This is a genomic window from Herbiconiux solani NBRC 106740, assembly GCF_001571005.1.
In the GTDB taxonomy this organism is placed as follows: domain Bacteria; phylum Actinomycetota; class Actinomycetes; order Actinomycetales; family Microbacteriaceae; genus Herbiconiux; species Herbiconiux solani.
Map to the genome: position 1 here is coordinate 91,118 of NZ_BCST01000010.1, position 17,359 is coordinate 108,476.

A 17,359-nucleotide genomic window follows, 5' to 3' on the forward strand; every position below is an offset into this window, starting at 1 on the left:
GGGAGGCGCAGGTACGATGGGCTCGATGTCGGACACGCCCACCCCTGAGGATCAGCCCGTCTCGCGCCGCGCGCGACGGGAGGCCGAGGCGCGGGCCGCCGAGCCCGCCGCCGCGACTGTGGCAGCTGTGTCTGCCGTGACACCCGCAGCCGCTCGCCCCACCCCCCTCCGCCTCTCCCTCGCCCGCCACCCCCGCGCCTGGGCGGCCGCCGCAGCCGCCGTCGCCCTCGTGGTGCTCGGCGGCGGTGCCTTCGCCGCGGGTGCCGCGGTCGGTTCCAGCGCCGAGGCCGCCCCCGAAGCCGTCGTCGCCCCCGTCACCACCTCGGCGACGCCCACCGCCGGCGCAGCGGCCCCGACGCCCACCCCCGCCGCCGACGCCCGCGTGGTCCCCGCGGCTCCGGCCGCCGCCGCCCCCGTCCGCACCTGCTCGGTCGCCGACCTCGCCACCGACGGCCGGCTCGGCACCTTCCTCGGCAGCGTGCGCAACGCGACGACCGGTGACATCCTCTTCGATCGCTCCGCCGGCACCTTCGCCCGCACCGCCAGCGTGATGAAGGTGCTGAGCAGCTCGGCCGCCCTCGCGGTGCTGGGCCCGGATCACCGCGTGCCGACCACGGTCGTGAAGGGCTCCGCCCCCGGCCAGGTGGTGCTGGTCGGCGGCGGAGACATCACGCTCGCCAGCAGCGGCTCGAACATCTACCGCGACGCCGCGAGCCTGCCCGAACTGGCCGACCAGGTGAAGGCGGCCTGGGCGGCCGACCCCTCCACCGCGGGAACCCCGATCACCTCGATCGTTCTCGACGCCAGCGTCTTCTCCGGCGACCGCTGGCAGCCGTCGTGGAACCGCAAGGAGCAGCGCGACGGCTACTCCTCCGAGGTCACCGGCCTCCAGGTCGACGGCGACCGTGCCGAGCCCTCGGCGAACGTGTCCGCGCGGTCGGACAACGCGGTGCTCCGTGCCGGACAGGCCTTCGCCATCGCCCTCGGCACGCCGGGGGCCGACCTGGCCGAGGGCGTCGCGCCCGCCGGCGCCCCGCAGCTCGGCCAGGTGCTCTCGGCGCCGGTGTCGACCATGATCCCGGATGCGCTGCTGCGCTCGGACAACACCGAGGCCGAGATGCTGGCCCGGCTGGTCGCCGTGAAGCTCGGCGTGGGCAACTCGTTCGAGGCGCTCCGCACCGCCATCCCGCAGGCGCTCGCGACCTACGGCCTCGACACCTCCGGGCTCACGATCGTCGACGGCTCCGGCCTCAGCGACGACAACGGGGTGTCGCCGAACTTCCTGACCGCGCTGTTCATCAAGATCCGCAACGGCGAGGGCGCGCTCGGCGTGGTGCGCGACGGGCTCCCGGTCGCCGGCGAGAGCGGAACGCTCGCCGGGCGGTTCAACGGGTCCCCCGCGGCCGGCAGCGTGATCGCCAAGACCGGCTGGATCGACACCGGCTACACGCTCTCGGGGATCATCGACTCCGCCGACGGCACGCCGCTGACCTTCGCCTTCTTCGCCCTCGACGACGTCGGCGACAGCGCGAAGACGGCGATCGACGCCCTGACCACCGCGGTCTACGAGTGCGGCGACAACCTCTCCAACAACTGACATGTCCGGGATCCGAGACGCCCGGCGGATGGAGCATTGAGATGGCCAAGGCCCTGTTCATCATCGACGTGCAGAACGACTTCATCGAGGGCGGCGCCCTCGGTGTGACCGGCGGGGAAGCGGTCGCGGAGGGGATCTCGCGGATGCTCGCCGCGCATCCGGATGCGTACGAGTTCGTGATCGCCTCACGCGACTGGCACGACCCCGACAACGACAACGGCGGCCATTTCGCCGGCGATGCCGAACCCGACTTCGTGACCACCTGGCCGGTGCACTGCGTCGCCGGCACCTGGGGAGCCGAGTACCACGACGACCTGACCACGAACGCGATCGACCACCACGTGCGGAAGGGCCAGGGCGAGCCCGCCTACTCGATCTACGAGGGCGTCACCGAGGAGGGCGGCACCGTGCGCGAGCTGCTGGATGCGAACGGCATCACCCGGATCGACGTCGCGGGCCTCGCCACCGACTACTGCGTGCGCGCCTCGGCCCTGGACGCGCTCGAGCACGGCCGCCGGGTGCGGATCATCACCGACCTGGTCGCCGGCGTGTCTCCCGAGGCCTCCCGCGCGGCGATCGCCGAGCTCGCGCACGCCGGCGCCGACCTGATCACCTCCGACCACGTCGACCGCTGACCGTGCCGGCCACCCTCGACGCCCTGCTGGAGCGTCGTGAGTTCGCGCTCCGGCTGCTGACGCCGGAGGCCGGGGACCGGTCGCTGCTCTGGGCGCACGCCTCCGACCTCGAGGATCCGACCCCCTTCGTCGTGCCCGGGCAGATGCTCTTGACCACGGGCCGCCAGTTCGGCGAGGCCCCGGGTGACGGGCCCGACGGTGCTGCCCACACCGCAGACGCGTCAGACTCGCCAAACGCCGCCGACGCGCCGAACTCCGCCGACACCAAGGACCCCGCCGCCTTCGCCCTCGCCTACGTCGACCGCCTCGTCACCGCGGGCGTCGCCGCGCTCGGCTTCGGCACCGAGGTCGTCCGTCACGGCGTGCCCGCCGAGCTGGTCGACGCCTGCACCCGGCTCGGCCTCCCGCTCGTCGAGGTGCCCTACCCGACCCCGTTCATCGCCATCGCCCGCTGGATCGCCGAGGTTCAGGCGGCCGAGGAGCGGTCGCGGGTCGACTGGGCGCTCGGAACCCAGCGCGCCGTCTCGCTCGCCGCCCTGGCGGGAGGAGGGCTGGCCGCGGCCGTCCGGGCGGCTGCCTCGGGGCTCGGCTGCGACATCGCGCTCTTCGATCCCGACGGCGAGCAGTCGGCGGCCGAATCCGTCGTCGGCGCTCGAGCCCGGGCGGCCCTCGCCGGGGCCGAGGACGACGTGCGCGAGCTCCTGCACAAGCAGCGCCGCGCACGGCTCGACCGCGAGGCCGGTGACCTGCACCTCAGTATCCAGACGCTCGGCGGCAGCGGGCGCCTGCTCGGCGTGCTCGCTCTGGCGAGGGCCGAGCCGTTCGACCCGGCCGACCTCTCGGTGGTCACGACCCTGGTCGCCCTGGCCGAGGTCTCGCTCGAGCGCAGCCGCGAGCTGCGGCTCAGCCTCCGCGCCCTGATGGTGCAGCTGTTCGACATGCTCCGCGACGGGCGGGTGGATGCGGTGCGCCGGGCCCTCAAGGACATCCCGACGGGCCTCCCCGGCACCCGCTTCGTGGTCGCCGCGCTCCCGGCGGGCGAGCTCTCCTCCGCGCTGCTCGACACCCTCGAGCGGCGGGCCGCGGATCGGCGCCACCGGCTCTTCCTCGTGCAGCACGAGGAGACCGTGGTGCTGCTGGCCGACGCCGCCAAGTGGCCCGAGCTCCGGCGCCTGCTCGAACAGCGGCGCGCACGCGCGGGCGTCTCCGACGTCGTCGGCTGGGACGGGCTGGACTCGGGGCTCGTGCAGGCCGCCCGCTCGCTCGAGCGCGCCGAAGCAGGGCGGATCGCCGACTTCTCCGCCCTCGTCTCCTCGAGCTTCTTCGGGCTCCTCAGCACGGCCTCGGTGGCCGAGGTAGCACGCACGCGCCTCGACCCGCTCCTCCTGAGGGAGGACGGCCGCGAGCGGCTGCGGGAGGCGGGCGTCTGGCTCCGGCACAACGGCCAGTGGGATCCGGCCGCGCGCGAGCTCGGCATCCACCGGCACAGCCTGCGCACCCGGATGCAGTCGGTCGAATCCGTGCTGGGGCTTGAGCTCGACCGCTTCCAGGACCGCGCGGAGCTCTGGGCGCTCCTGGCAGCGGCCGATCTGGGGCCGACCACCTGACCACCAGGCCGCCACCAGGCGCCAGCAGGCCCGGCAACCTGACATCCTGGCACCGGCGTCCGCAGAATCTGCCACTCCGGCACGAGCGATGACGATCCGCGCGGGTAGTGTCGCAGTCAGACCTCCCTGTGCGCCGCCGTGAAAGGACTCATCATGACCGCAGTCTCCGAGACCGACCTCCTCGCCTCGATCCCCGATCGCCTGTTCATCGGCGGTGCCTGGGTCGACGGCTCCACCGGCGCGACGATCGACGTCTTCGACCCCGCCACGGGTGAACGGCTGAAGACCATCGCCGACGCCACTCCGGCCGACGGCATCGCCGCGCTCGACGCCGCTGTCGCGGCGGCCGACTCCTGGGCCGCCACCGCCCCGCGCACCCGCGGCGAGATCCTCCGCGGCGCCTTCGACCTGCTGCAGCAGCGGCGCGACGAGGCCGCCCTGCTGATGACGCTCGAGATGGGCAAGCCGCTGGCCGAGGCCCAGGGCGAGATCACCTACGGCGGCGAGTTCCTCCGCTGGTTCGCCGAGGAGGCCGTCCGCATCTCGGGCCGCTACGGCTCGAACCCCGAGGGCACCGGCCAGATGGTCGTCTCGCAGCGGCCCGTCGGCCCCAGCTACCTGATCACGCCGTGGAACTTCCCGCTCGCCATGGCGACCCGCAAGATCGCACCGGCGCTGGCCGCGGGCTGCACCGCCGTGGTCAAGCCGGCCGCCCTCACCCCGCTGACCACGCTCTTCGTCGCGCGCCTCCTCGAAGAGGCGGGCCTTCCGGCCGGTGTGCTCAACGTGATCACGACCTCCGACTCGCGCGGCGTCTCGGATCCGATCATCGCCGACCCGCGCCTGCGCAAGCTCAGCTTCACCGGCTCCACCCCGGTGGGGCGCGGGCTGATGAAGCAGGCGGCCGACAACGTGCTCCGCACCTCGATGGAGCTCGGCGGCAACGCCCCGTTCGTCGTCTTCCGCGATGCCGACCTCGACAAGGCCGTCGACGGCGCGATGGCGGCGAAGTTCCGCAACATCGGCCAGGCCTGCACCGCCGCCAACCGCTTCATCGTGCACTCCTCGGTCGCCGCGGAGTTCGGCCGCCGGATCGCCGAGCGCGTCGGCACCCTCCGCATCGGCCGCGGCACCGAGGAAGGCGTCGGCATCGGCCCGCTGATCAACGACGCCGCCGTCGACAAGGCCGACGAGCTGGTTCAGGACGCGGTCTCCCGCGGCGCGAACCTGATCGCCGGCGGCCACCGGGTCGAGGGCGCCGGCAGCTTCTACGAGCCCACGGTCGTGACCGCGGTGCCCGCGGGCAGCGAGATCCTCCGCGAGGAGATCTTCGGCCCGGTCGTCTCGATCGTCGAGTTCGACGACGAGGACGAGGCCGTGCGGCTGGCGAACGACACCGAGTACGGCCTGGTCTCCTACGTCTTCACCGAGAACCTCGCCCGCGGACAGCGGATGATCGCCAAGCTCGACACCGGCATGATGGGCCTGAACGTCGGCGTGATCTCCAACGCCGCGGCACCGTTCGGCGGTATCAAGCAGTCCGGGCTCGGCCGCGAGGGCGGCTCGGAGGGCATCCACGAGTACCTGTCGACCAAGTACACGCTGATCCCCAACTGACGGCGTAGCGTTCAGGTATGAGCATTCCCACCCTCACCCTGAACAACGGCGTCGAGCTCCCCTCGATCGGGCTCGGCGTCTACCAGAGCGCTGCCGAGGAGACGGCCGCCGCGGTCGAGTCCGCCCTGCGGACCGGTTACCGACACATCGACACGGCGGCCATCTACGGGAACGAGCGGCAGGTCGGCGAGGGCCTCCGCGCCTCGGGTGTCGACCGCGACGAGGTCGTCATCGAGACGAAGGTCTGGGTCAGCGACTTCAGTCACGATCGCACCCTGCACGCCTTCGAGAAGTCGACCGGCAAGCTCGGCGTCGACACGATCGACCTGCTGATCCTGCACCAGCCCGCACCCAGCCGCTTCGACCAGACCATCGCCGCCTACCAGGCGCTCGAGGAGCTGCTCGCCGACGGGAGGGTGCGCGCGATCGGCGTCAGCAACTTCACCCCGTCCCATCTCGACCAGCTTCTCGCGGCGGTCGAGGTCGTTCCGGCGGTCAACCAGGTCGAACTGCACCCGTACTTCTCGCAGCCCGCGTTGCAGGGGGTCGATCACGACCTCGGCATCCTCACGCAGGCCTGGTCGCCGATCGGCGGCATCACCTTCTACCCGGGCTGGGGCGAGCACCGCCGCAGCGTGATGGAGGACGAGACCCTGGCGGCGATCGCGGCCGACCACGGCAAGACGCCGGCCCAGGTCATGCTGCGGTGGCACGTGCAGGAGGGGCGTTCGGCGATCCCGAAGTCGGTGAACCCCGTGCGGATCGCCGAGAATTTCGACATCGGCGACTTCGAGCTCTCGGGCGACGAGCTGGCCAGCATCGACGCGCTCGACTCCGGCGTGCGGAGCGGCCCCGACCCGGACGTCGAGCGGCCGGCGATGTTCGAGCGGATGATCCCGGAGGCGTAGACCGCGCTGCGGGCGGGCCTCACAGCCCGCCCATAACCGCGCCGATGCCGGGGCACATGATGCGGCCGTAGCTTCCCTCCTGTGACCGCACTCACTGGAGACCTCGACCCTCGCACCGGACCGCTCGCCCTCGCCGGCTCGCCCGGCCGCGACGACCGGGCCTCGCGCATCCGCACCCGCCGGCACTGGGGTGCCTGGCACACCGGGCTGGTGCTGCTCGCCGCCCTCGCCTCGTTCAGCAGCCTCTGGGCGCTCGAGCTCGGCCAGCGCTCGGAGTACTACGCGTCGATCGCGCTCTCGATGAGCAAGAACTGGTCGAACTTCCTCTTCGGGGCGGTCGACCCGACCGGTGTGGTGTCGCTCGACAAGATCCCCGGTTCGTACTGGGTGCCGGCGCTGTTCGTGAAGGTCTTCGGGTTCTCGACCTGGTCGGTAGATGCTCCCAACGCGATCGCGACGGTCGTCACGGTCGTGCTCGTGGCGGTCACCGCGAAGCGCCTGCTCACCCCGACCGCGGGGCTCGTCGCCGGTGCGGCCGTCGCGGCCACGCCCATCCTGGCCGCCGTCGCCCGCACGAACCAGCCGGAGTCGTTCTTCGTGCTGGCCCTCGCGCTCGCGGCCTGGGCGGCGTCGAAGGCGCTGACCCGGGGCTCGGCGGGCTGGCTGGTCGGGGCCGGAGCCTTCATCGCGCTCGCCTTCCAGATGTACATGCTCGAGGCGTGGGCGGTCTGGCCGGCACTCGCCGCCGCGTACCTGTGCGTGAAGAAGTCGTGGTGGCGGAAGGTCCGTGATCTGGCGATCGCCGGGGTCGTGAGCCTGGCGCTGTCGCTGGCCTGGATCATCCTGGTCTGGGCGGTGCCCGCCGGCAGCCGGCCGTACGTGGGTGGCACGTACAGCAACAACCCGTTCGAGATGGTGTTCGGCTACAACGGGCTCGGCCGGTTCTCGGCCACCGCGACCTCGGACGCCTACCGGTCGTTCACCCCGCCGTTCTCCGGTGACGCCGGGGCGCTCCGGCTGTTCAACGCCGAGGTCGGGCCCCAGGGGGCCTGGCTCATCCCCGCCGCGGTGCTCGCCGTGGTGGTGCTCGCGGTGCTGCGGTTCTCCCGGCCGGTGCTGGTCTTCCTCGGCGGCTGGCTGTTCGTCTTCGGCGCGATGTTCTCGGCGGTCGCCGGGATGCACCAGTTCTACACGGCGTCGCTGGCCCTGCCGCTGGGGCTTCTGGTGGGGCTCGCGTTCGCCCAGGCGCGAAAGCGGGGAGTGCTCTGGCCTCAGCTCGCCCTGATCCTGGTCGCGGCGGCCACCGCTCTCGGCATCGGGCTCTACCAGCCGACCTACCTGTACCCGGTCGCGGTCGCGCAGGCCGTCATCGCGGTCGTGGTCTGCATCCTGCTCGTCTGGGAGCGGCGGCGGGCACGCGCTTCGAATCCTGGGATGCCTCGCGGCCGTCTCGTGCGGATCGTGGCGGGGTCGGCCGTCCCCGTGCTGGCGGGCGTCGCGCTGCTGCTGACCCCTGCCGCCTGGTCGCTCGACGTGATGAACCACGCGAACTCGATCAACCCGATCGCGGGCAGCGGCTCGAGCCTCAGCGCGGGCTTCGGGGGCGGAGGGCGGCCCGGCGCGGCCGCGAGCGGCTTCGGTACGCGCGACGGCGGCGGTGCGGGGGCCTCCGGCCGGACCGGCGGACAGGCTGCGCCGGGCGGCGCGACGGACGCCCCCCGGGACGGGACGCGTCCGGCAGCCGACGGGGGAGCGAGCGGCGGGGGAGCCGCCGGCGCGATCGCCGGCGCGACCGACCGCACCGTGCTCGCCTACGTCGAGGCGCACCGCGACGGAGCCCGCTACCTCCTCGCCACCTTCGGCGCCCAGTCGGCCGCCGGCTACATCACCGAGACCGACGGCGACGCGGTGCTGCCGATCGGAGGCTTCAGCGGGGCCGACCCGGCGCCGTCGTTCGACGCCTTCACGGCGCTGGTCTCCTCGGGCGAGCTCCGGTACGTGCTGATGTCGAGCACCGGCGGCGGGTTCGGCGGGAGCGGTGGCGCAGGCGCGGGTGCACCCGGTGCAGGCGCCGGCACGTCGAGCCCCGTCCTCTCCACCGGTGACGTCGCCGAGATCCGCGACTGGGTCACCTCGAACTGCACACCCGTCGAGACCATCAGCGAGCTCTACTCCTGCGCTCCCTAGGCGATTCAGAAAACTCTTGACACCGAAGGCCCGACCTGGTTGGTTAGTTACATGACTAATGAACCAACCAGGGAGGCCGACCGTGGATGACTCGCGGCCGATCTTCGTTCAGATCGCGGAGCTGATCGAGAACGACATCCTGGCCGGCACTCTGCCCGAAGAGAGCCAGGTTCCCTCGACGAACGAGTTCGCGGCCTTCCATCGCATCAACCCGGCGACCGCCGGCAAGGGCGTGAACCTGCTCGTCGACGAGGGGATCCTCTACAAGAGAAGAGGCATCGGCATGTTCGTCGCAACGGGGGCGCGCGAGCGCCTGGTCTCGAAGAGACGTGAGCAGTTCCAGACCCAGTACGTCCGCCCGCTCGTCACGGAGGCCGCCAAGCTCGGCATCTCCGGCGCCGCGCTGGTCGACATGATCCGAGAGGAGAACGACGCATGACCGCCGTCGTCGAGGCCAGAGGCCTCACCAAGCGCTACAAGAACGTCACCGCCGTCGACCACGTCGACCTGACCATCGAGGAGAACACGATCTACGGTCTCCTCGGCCGCAACGGAGCGGGCAAGACGACCCTGATGCAACTGCTCACCGGCCAGGAGTTCGCCGGATCGGGGAGCATCCGCGTCTTCGGGGAGGACCCGGTCGAGAACGCCCGCGTGCTCAGCCGGATCAGCTTCATCAAGGAGAGCCAGAAGTACCCGGAGGACTTCACGGCGCGGCACGTCCTCAGAAGTGCTCCGTGGTTCTTCCCGGAGTGGGACGCCGAGTTCGCCGACCGCCTGGTCGCCGACTTCCGGCTGCCGCTGAAGACCCGCATCAAGAAGCTCTCGCGCGGCCAGCTCTCGGCGATCGGCGTCATCACGGGCCTGGCGTCCCGGGCGCCGCTGACCTTCTTCGACGAGCCCTACCTGGGGCTGGATGCGGTGGCCCGGCAGATCTTCTACGACCGCCTCCTCGAGGACTACGCCGAGCATCCGCGCACCGTCGTGCTCTCGACGCATCTGATCGACGAGGTCGGCGATCTGCTCGAGCACGTGATCGTGATCGACGACGGCGCCATCGTGATCGACCAGGATGCGGAGAGTCTCCGCGGGTCGGCCAGCACGATCGCCGGCACCGCTGCCGCGGTCGACGCTTTCACCGCCGGGCGCGAGGTGCTGCACAGCGAGCGCCTCGGCGGCCTGGCCACGGCCACCGTCGGACGCCTGAGCGCCGCCGAGCGGGCGGAGGCCTCCGCGGCCGGGCTCGAAGTGGGCCCGGTGTCGCTGCAGCAGCTCGTGGTGCGGACCACGGCGGGCAGCGTCCCCGCAGCCACCTCGGCCGACGCATCCACCTCGTTCGACAAGGAGCAGAGCGCATGACCTCGTACAGCCCGCCCGCGACCGCCACGGCGGCCGGCATCGCCGATGCACCCCACCGGTCCCACCGCATCCTCGCGGTCTCCCGGCTGCAGTTGTCGAACCGGATGAGCGTGTTCGGGGTGCCGTGGATGATCCTCGGCTTCATCTTCCTGGTCAACCTCGTGATCTGGTGGATCATCTACCAGTCGGTGGCCGACCCCGCCGACCGCACCGACGCCTTGGAGGGGCTGCAGTACTCGGGCGCGTCGTTCTACTTCTTCGTCTACATGCTCGTGCTCGGCGTGCTGTCGATGGCGCAGTACTTCCCGCTCGCGCTGGGGCTGAGCGCCACGCGGCGCGAGTTCTGGTTCGGCACGTCGCTCGTCTTCGTGCTGCTCTCGGTGCTCTACGGCGTCGGGTTCACCGTGCTCGCGACGATCGAGCGGGCGACCGAGGGCTGGGGCTTCGGCGGGCGGATGTTCACCGTCGTCTACTTCGGCGGCTGGGACGCGCCGTGGTACACGCGGCTGTTGCTGTTCACGTCGGCGTTCCTGTTCTTCTTCTTCGTGGGCGCGGCGATCGCGACGATCTACCAGCGGTGGCGCGTGAACGGGATGCTCGCCTTCTTCGCCACCCTCGGTGTCGTGCTCGTGGGAGCGGCCGTGCTGATCACGCTGGGGTCCGGCTGGCCGGCGGTGGGCGCGTGGTTCGCGTCGACCGGGGCGGCGGGCGTCGTGGCCTGGGGCCTCATCCCCACCGCCGTCGCGGCGGTCGTCGGCTACCTCGTCCTCCGCCGGGCCACCCCCCGAGGCTGACCCCAGACTGTCCGCGATCCGTCACTTGTTGTCGCTAAATCCTTCGGATGGCGACAACAACTGACGGATCGCGGACATTGGGCGCTAGACCAAGAGCTGGTGCTTGGCCAGGTCTCGGTAGAGGGGGGTCGAGACCACCAGCTCGGAGTGGGTGCCGACACCGACGACACGGCCGTGGTCGACCACGACGATCTGGTCGGAGTCGACCACGGTCGAGAGCCGGTGCGCGATCACGATCAGCGACCGGTTCTCGGCCACGGCGTCGATCGCCCCGCGCAGCATCTGCTCGTTGAGGCCGTCCAGCGACGAGGTCGACTCGTCCAGCAGCAGCACCGGGGGCGCCGCGAGCAGCGCCCGCGCGATCGCGAGCCGCTGGCGCTCGCCGCCGGAGAGCATCACGCCGTCCTCGCCGACCGCCGCATCCAGCCCCTCGGGCGAGCGCGAGAGCACCTCGCCGAGGTTCACGGCGTGCAGCACCGCGATGCAGTCCTCGTCGGTGGCGTCGGGGCTCGCGAGCAGCAGGTTCTGGCGGATGCTGCCGGCCAGTACCGGCGCATCCTGCTCGACGTAGCCGATCTGGGAGCGCAGCTCGGTGCGGGAGAGCTGGCGCACGTCGACGCCGCCGAAGCGCACGGCGCCCGCGGTCGGGTCGTAGAAGCGCTCGATCAGGGCGAGGATCGTGCTCTTGCCGGCACCCGAGGGTCCGACGATCGCCGTGCGCTTGCCGCGCGGGGCCGTGAAGCTCACGCCGTGCAGCACGCCGGTCGACACCTCGTCCTCCGGGGCGTCCTGCAGGCCGGAGTCGCCCGCCTTCCGCACCTCGTCGTAGGCGAAGTGCACATCGACGAACTCCACCGCCGGGGCATCGGGCGAGGCCGAGCCGGGGGCGGCGAGGGCTGCGATCTCCCGGTCGTCCTGGCCCTCGACCGGCAGGTCGATGATCTCCTGGATGCGGCCGAGCGCACCCAGCGCCTGGTTCACCGAGTTGAGGGCGCCGAAGGCCTGCCCGAGCGGCATGATCATCATGAACAGGAACAGGATGAACGACACCAGGCTCGCGATCGTGATCGCGCCCGAGGCGACCCGGAAGCCGCCGACGCCGAGCACGACCAGGAGCGACACCTGCAGCGCGATGCCGGCGATCGGCACGACGAGGGCCGAGATCTTCGCGACCTTGACGCCCGCCTCCCAGGCCCCCTGAGCATCCTTCTCGACGGTCGCGGTCTCGCGCTCGGTCGCGTTGGCGGCCCGCACGGTGCGGATCGCGCTGATCGAGCGCTCGACGGCCGCGGCCAGGTCGCCGACCTTCTCCTGCTGCTGGCGGCTCGCCGTGCGCACCCGGCTGGAGATGAGCACCACGGTGACCACGGAGACCGCGATCACGAGCACCGTGAGACCGAGCAGCACCGGGTCGATGATGAGCATCGCGACGATCGCGCCGAAGAAGACCAGGGATCCGCCGATCGCGTCGACGAGCCCTTGGGTGATCACCGCGTAGAGCAGCGTCGTGTCCGAGCCGACCCGCGAGACGAGGTCGCCGGTGCGGCGGGTGTCGAACTGGCTGATCGGCAGGCGCAGCATCCGGTAGACCAGCTGGCGGCGGGCCGAGAGCACGACGCTCGTGCCCGTGCGCTGCAGCAGGTAGTGCTGGAAGCCGCTGATCACGCCGGAGACGACGACCAGGGCGACGAGTGCCCAGACCAGCATGTCGAGCGGGCGGCCGGCTTCGACGACGGTGATGACCTGGCTGACCAGCAGTGGCTGGGCGAGGCTCGCGGCCGCCCCGAGGATGCTGAGCGCGACGACGACCGCGAGCACCTTCTTGTGCTCGAACAGGAACGGCAGCAGCTGGCTGAACTTGGCCCGGGGGCCTTCGTCGGCCTTGCGGCCGCGCGCGAACGGGCTCCGCGACCGCGGGGCTGATGACGTCGTACTGGACATGCTCTTCTTTCTGATACCGATGGGCGCGAACGCCGGAGGGCGAGCGGATCCGATCCGCTCGCCCTCCAGGATAAGTCCCGCGCCTGTCAGCTCAGCCGGTCGGCGAAGTCGACGTCGTCGGCCTTCTGCGGCTTGCTGATCAGCAGTGCGGTCAGCGTGATCAGGGCCATCAGCGACAGGTAGTTGCCGACGAGGGCCGTGCTGCCGTCCGCCGCCTGCCAGAGCGCCACCGCGATGAACGGCGCGACGGCCGCACCGAGGATCGAGGCCACGTTGTAGCTGATCGCCGATCCGGTGTAGCGCACGTTCGCCGGGAAGAGCTCGGGCAGCTCGGAGCCCATCGGGCCGAAGGTGAGGCCCATCAGCGTGAAGCCGATGATGAGGAGGGCCATGACGCCCACGAAGCCGCCGGCGAACAGCGGCACGAAGAGCAGGCCGAACGCGGCGATGCCGACCGTCGTCCAGATCAGGGCGTTGCGGCGGCCGACCTTCTCGGCGAGCGGGCCGGAGACCAGCGTGAAGATGCCGAAGAACACGCAGCCGACGACGAGCATGATCAGGAAGTCGTTGCGCCCGTAGCCGAGCCCCGGCACGAAGGTCGAGGGGTCGAAGGCCTTGCCCGCCTTCTCGGCCGCGGCCTGCGCGACCTCGACCGAGGAGGCCGTGGTGCCGAAGGTGAGCGTGAACGTGGTCATCAGGTAGAAGAGCACGTAGGTGGCCAGCATGATGAACGTGCCGAGGATGAGCGGGCGCCAGCTGGTCTTGAACACGCGGGCGAGCGGCAGCTTGGCCACCTCGCCCTTCTCGACGACCTTCTGGAAGGCCGGCGTCTCGACCAGGCGCACCCGCACGTAGAGGCCGACGATCACGAGCACGGCCGAGACGAGGAACGGCACCCGCCAGCCCCAGGCGAGGAAGGCGTCCGGCGCGAGGGTGGTGCTGAGGATGAGGAACACGACGTTGGCGATGATGAACCCGATCGGCGCGCCGAGCTGCGGGAAGGTTCCGTAGATCGAGCGCTTGCCCTTCGGGGCGTTCTCGGTCGCGAGCAGCGCCGCACCCGACCACTCGCCGCCGAGCCCGAGGCCCTGGCAGAAACGCAGCAGCACGAGGAATCCGGGGGCCAGGATCTCCCAGCCGGGCGTGAGACCGGTGGGCAGGCAGCCGATCAGCACGGTCGCGATGCCCATCGTGAGCAGCGAGGCCACGAGGGTGCGCTTGCGGCCGATCCGGTCGCCGAAGTGACCGAACAGGATGCTGCCCACGGGCCGCGCGACGAAGGCGACGCCGAACACCGCGAACGACTGCAACAGGGAGATCGTGGGGTCGGAGTTCGCGAAGAACAGCGCCGGGAAGACCAGGACGGCGGCGGTCGCGTAGACGTAGAAGTCGTAGAACTCGATCGAGGTGCCGATCAGGCTCGCGAGGATGACGCGCCCGCGGGTGTTGGCCGGTGCGGCGGGGGGCGCGTCGAGGACAGAGGAGGACATGGCGTCTCGTGCTTTCAGGGAATCGAGGAGTCGAAGGGACGGGGTGCCGCGGGAGAAGGCCGCTGACGCCGGTCGGGCGTCTTCGCGGGCACCGGTGTCAGCTAGAGGGCGAGGGTCGCTCGCGAACGCCTAGTTTACGCGCCCCGTAGGATGCTGAAGGACGTTTTCGAAGGAGTGCACGTGGGTACCGTTGTCGTGGTCGGTTCGTTGAACATCGATTCCGTGGTCGCCGTGGAGCGCCACCCGCTTCCCGGGGAGACGCTGCTGGGCGGTGACCTCGTCAAGCACTTCGGCGGCAAGGGGGCGAACCAGGCCGTCGCCGCGGCGCGTGCCGGAGCCCGCGTGGGCTTCGTGGGCCGGGTGGGCGACGACCCCGACGGCGACGCGTACCTCCGCCGCCTGCAGGCCTACGGCGTCGACACCACCCACATCGCCCGCACGACGGGCGTCGCCACCGGGCACGCCGCGATCGCCGTGGATGCCCGCGGCGAGAACACGATCATCGTCTCGCCGGGGGCCAACGGCCGCGTGACGGTCGCCGACCTGGCGTCGCTCCACTCGCTGCAGCCCGGAGACGTGCTGCTCGGTTCGCTCGAGGTCGACACGGACGTGATCGCCGAGGCCGCACGGATCGCGGCCGCCCGCGGAGCCCGCGTCATCCTCAACCTCGCCCCCTTCGCCCCGCTGCCCGGTGACGTGCTCGACCTCGCCGACCCCGTCGTCGTCAACGAGCACGAGAACGAGCTGCTCGCAGCCGACGGCCTGACGCCGCGGTCGGTGCTCGTCACCCTCGGCGGCGCCGGATCGCGCTGGGGCGAGCACGTCGTTCCCGCGGGCGTGGTGAGCGAGGTGGTCGACACGACCGGGGCGGGCGACTGCTACTGCGGCACGCTCGCGGCCGGCCTCGCCGCCGGCCTGAGCGACGCGGATGCGATGCAGGCCGCGTCGACGGCCGCCGCGCTCTCGGTCGGCTGGGTCGGCGCCCAGCCCTGACCCCAGGTCACTGCGGCGGCGGCCGTCGCAGGGCCGGGCCGGGCCGTTCAGTCTGCGAGGAACTCCAGCACCACGCGGTTCCATTCCTCGGGGTGGCTGACGTTCACTCCGTGCGGTCCGCCGGCGACCACGTGCAGCTCGCTCTGCGGGATGGCCGCGTGCGTGCGGGCTCCCGAGCCCTCGAACGGCACGGTCGCGTCGCCGTCGCCGTGGATCACTAGGGTCGGCACGGTCACCAGCGGCAGGTCGTCGCGGAAATCGCTGGTGCCGAACGAGGCCATCGTGGCCAGAGCGGCCTCCTTGCTCGCCTGAGCGGCGAGGGCGAGGGCTTCCTGGCGCTGGTCCTCGCTGACGACCAGTGTGCCGTCGACCGAGAAGAAGTCGCGTGTGAAACCGTCGAAGAACGACTCCCGGTTCGCCGTCAGCCCCGCCGTCATCTTCGCGGCTTCGGCCGGGCTGAGCGGCCCGTCGGGGTTGCCCGCGGTCGTGAGCATGTACGGCGTCACCGCGGAGGCGAACACGACACTGCGCACCCGCTCCGTCCCGTACTTCGAGAAGTAGCGGGCCACCTCGCCGCCGCCCATCGAGAAGCCGACCAGGGTCGCATCCTGGAGGTCGAGTTCGACCAGGAGGGTATGGAGGTCTTCGGTCAGGGTGTCGTACCCGTAACCCGTGAGCGGCTTGTCGCTGCGTCCGAAACCCCGGCGGTCGTACGTGACGACGCGGTAGCCGGCGGCCTCGAAGACCGGGACCTGTTCCTTCCACGACTCACCGGAGAGCGGCCAGCCGTGGATGAGGACGACCGGGCGACCTGAGCCCCCGGTGTCGTCCACGTGCAGCTTGGTGTCCTTGAACAGTCCGTGGTGGGCCGTGATCTCGGCCATGACGATCTCCTTTCGGCCCGCTCCGTCGCGGCAGGCGTCCTGGGATCATTCACGCCGGATCGCGGCGCTCCGGCAACAGGTGCTCAGCGGCCTCGGAGGGTGCGGAGGGTGACGGCGGTGGCGACCGCGGCCTGGGCGGCCTCACGGCCCTTGTCCTCCTTCGAGCCGGGCAGCCCGGCGCGGTCGAGCCCCTGCTGCTCGTCCTCGAGGGTTAGTACGCCGAAGCCGACCGGCTTGCCGGTGAGGATGCTGACCTGGGTGAGGCCGGAGGTGGCCGCATCCGAGACGTACTCGAAGTGCGGGGTGCCGCCGCGGATGATCACGCCGAGGGCGACGACCGCGTCGGCGCCGGACTCCAGCGCCGCCTTCGAGACGACCGGCAGCTCGAAGCTCCCGGACACCCGCACGAGCGTGCTCGTCGCGCCGGCCTCGTCGAGCGCCGCCTGGGCGCCCGCGATCAGGCCGTCGGTGATCACGGTGTGCCAGGTTCCGGCGACGATGGTGATGTTCAGGCCCGTGCCGTCGAGGTCGACGTCCAGGGCGGGGGCTCCGGCTCCGCTCATGGCGTGTCCGTCCTTCCGTTGGGGGTGGTGCGATGGATGGTGGGGGAGGTGCTCGGCCGTCAGTGCGCCGAGGGCAGCACGTGCCCCATCCGGTCGCGCTTGGTGTCGAGGTACTGCTGGTTGAACGAGGAGAGCCCGACCACGAGCGGCACGCGCTCGGCGACGTCGATGCCGTGCTCCTCGAGCTGGCGCACCTTCTCGGGGTTGTTGGTGAGCAGACGGATGGCCGGCACCTCGAGGTCGTTGAGGATCGCGACGGCCGCGCCGTAGTCGCGCGCGTCGGCCGGGAGACCGAGCGCCACGTTGGCGTCGAGGGTGTCCAGCCCGTCCTCCTGCAGCCGGTAGGCGCGCAGCTTGTTGATCAGGCCGATCCCGCGTCCCTCGTGACCGCGGAGGTAGACGACGACGCCGCCGTGCTCGGCGATCAGGTCGAGAGCCGTGTCCAACTGCGGGCCGCACTCGCACTTGAGCGAGCCGAAGGCCTCACCGGTCAGGCACTCGGAGTGCACGCGCACGAGCGGGGACGCCACGAGGCCGTCGGGGCCTGTCGCGTGCAGGTCGCCGGAGAGGATGGCGACGTGGTCGGCGCCGGTCTCCAGGTCGCGGTAGGCGCGCATCCGGAGCGGCCCGTGCGTGGTCGGCACGGTGGTCTCGACCTCGAACTGCACGCGCGGGCTCGTGCCGCCCGGTACCGAGGCGGTCTGGGCGGCGGCGAGCTCGGCTGCGTCGAGCGGCGGGGCGTCGGCCACGGTCGCCGCGACCGCGAGACCGGCGGCCGCATCCT

Annotated in this window: 15 protein-coding genes; 10 read left to right on the plus strand and 5 right to left on the minus strand. The window is 71.4% G+C overall.

The window, feature by feature from the left end; genetic code table 11:
* The first annotated feature begins 25 nt into the window (after nt 1-25).
* From dacB to HSO01S_RS16765, 9 genes are all read left to right on the plus strand, one after another.
* Nucleotides 26-1,597, plus strand: coding sequence for a D-alanyl-D-alanine carboxypeptidase/D-alanyl-D-alanine endopeptidase (gene dacB / locus HSO01S_RS16725; RefSeq protein ID WP_084361785.1), 1,572 nt, complete (start codon nt 26-28; stop codon nt 1,595-1,597).
* A gap of 41 nt (nt 1,598-1,638) precedes the next feature.
* The gene (locus tag HSO01S_RS16730) at nt 1,639-2,232 is read left to right on the plus strand and encodes an isochorismatase family protein (protein ID WP_066043450.1); all 594 of its coding nucleotides are present in this window, start codon (nt 1,639-1,641) and stop codon (nt 2,230-2,232) included.
* A 2-nt stretch (nt 2,233-2,234) separates the two neighbouring features.
* The gene (locus HSO01S_RS16735; RefSeq protein WP_066043451.1) at nt 2,235-3,839 is read left to right on the plus strand and encodes a PucR family transcriptional regulator; all 1,605 of its coding nucleotides are present in this window, start codon (nt 2,235-2,237) and stop codon (nt 3,837-3,839) included.
* Nucleotides 3,840-3,992: 153 nt separating this feature from the next.
* The gene (locus tag HSO01S_RS16740) at nt 3,993-5,456 is read left to right on the plus strand and encodes an NAD-dependent succinate-semialdehyde dehydrogenase (RefSeq protein ID WP_066043452.1); all 1,464 of its coding nucleotides are present in this window, start codon (nt 3,993-3,995) and stop codon (nt 5,454-5,456) included.
* Between the two features lie 17 nt (nt 5,457-5,473).
* Nucleotides 5,474-6,364: an aldo/keto reductase gene (locus HSO01S_RS16745; protein WP_066043453.1), complete on the plus strand. Its 891-nt coding sequence runs from the start codon at nt 5,474-5,476 to the stop codon at nt 6,362-6,364.
* Between the two features lie 81 nt (nt 6,365-6,445).
* Nucleotides 6,446-8,551 (plus strand): ArnT family glycosyltransferase, encoded by a 2,106-nt coding sequence (locus HSO01S_RS16750; RefSeq protein WP_066043454.1) that lies wholly within the window; start codon nt 6,446-6,448, stop codon nt 8,549-8,551.
* A 58-nt stretch (nt 8,552-8,609) separates the two neighbouring features.
* On the plus strand, nt 8,610-8,990 hold the full coding sequence (locus tag HSO01S_RS16755) for a GntR family transcriptional regulator (protein ID WP_066043455.1): 381 nt from the start codon (nt 8,610-8,612) through the stop codon (nt 8,988-8,990).
* Nucleotides 8,987-9,910: an ABC transporter ATP-binding protein gene (locus HSO01S_RS16760; RefSeq protein WP_066043456.1), complete on the plus strand. Its 924-nt coding sequence runs from the start codon at nt 8,987-8,989 to the stop codon at nt 9,908-9,910. The genes HSO01S_RS16755 and HSO01S_RS16760 overlap by 4 nt, the downstream gene beginning before the upstream one ends.
* Nucleotides 9,907-10,704, plus strand: coding sequence for a hypothetical protein (locus tag HSO01S_RS16765; protein ID WP_066043457.1), 798 nt, complete (start codon nt 9,907-9,909; stop codon nt 10,702-10,704). Before HSO01S_RS16760 ends, HSO01S_RS16765 begins: the two co-directional genes overlap by 4 nt.
* 84 nt (nt 10,705-10,788) lie before the next feature.
* Here HSO01S_RS16765 and HSO01S_RS16770 read toward each other — a convergent pair whose 3' ends face one another.
* Nucleotides 10,789-12,645: an ABC transporter ATP-binding protein gene (locus tag HSO01S_RS16770; RefSeq protein ID WP_066043458.1), complete on the minus strand. Its 1,857-nt coding sequence runs from the start codon at nt 12,643-12,645 to the stop codon at nt 10,789-10,791.
* An 86-nt stretch (nt 12,646-12,731) separates the two neighbouring features.
* Nucleotides 12,732-14,135 carry an MFS transporter gene (locus tag HSO01S_RS16775; protein WP_066043459.1) on the minus strand — a complete coding sequence of 468 codons (1,404 nt, stop codon included), beginning with the start codon at nt 14,133-14,135 and terminating at the stop codon, nt 12,732-12,734.
* Nucleotides 14,136-14,315: 180 nt separating this feature from the next.
* On the opposite strand from HSO01S_RS16775, the gene HSO01S_RS16780 reads away from it, so the two are divergent.
* Nucleotides 14,316-15,128: a ribokinase gene (locus HSO01S_RS16780; RefSeq protein WP_245636044.1), complete on the plus strand. Its 813-nt coding sequence runs from the start codon at nt 14,316-14,318 to the stop codon at nt 15,126-15,128.
* 47 nt (nt 15,129-15,175) lie between these two features.
* Here HSO01S_RS16780 and HSO01S_RS16785 read toward each other — a convergent pair whose 3' ends face one another.
* The 3 genes from HSO01S_RS16785 to ribA form a co-directional block, all read right to left on the minus strand.
* The gene (locus tag HSO01S_RS16785; protein WP_066043461.1) at nt 15,176-16,012 is read right to left on the minus strand and encodes an alpha/beta fold hydrolase; all 837 of its coding nucleotides are present in this window, start codon (nt 16,010-16,012) and stop codon (nt 15,176-15,178) included.
* A gap of 83 nt (nt 16,013-16,095) precedes the next feature.
* Nucleotides 16,096-16,575, minus strand: coding sequence for a 6,7-dimethyl-8-ribityllumazine synthase (ribH, locus tag HSO01S_RS16790; RefSeq protein WP_066043462.1), 480 nt, complete (start codon nt 16,573-16,575; stop codon nt 16,096-16,098).
* A 59-nt stretch (nt 16,576-16,634) separates the two neighbouring features.
* Nucleotides 16,635-17,359 (minus strand): GTP cyclohydrolase II (gene ribA, locus HSO01S_RS16795; protein WP_245636045.1); only part of this gene is annotated, 725 nt, incomplete at its 5' end.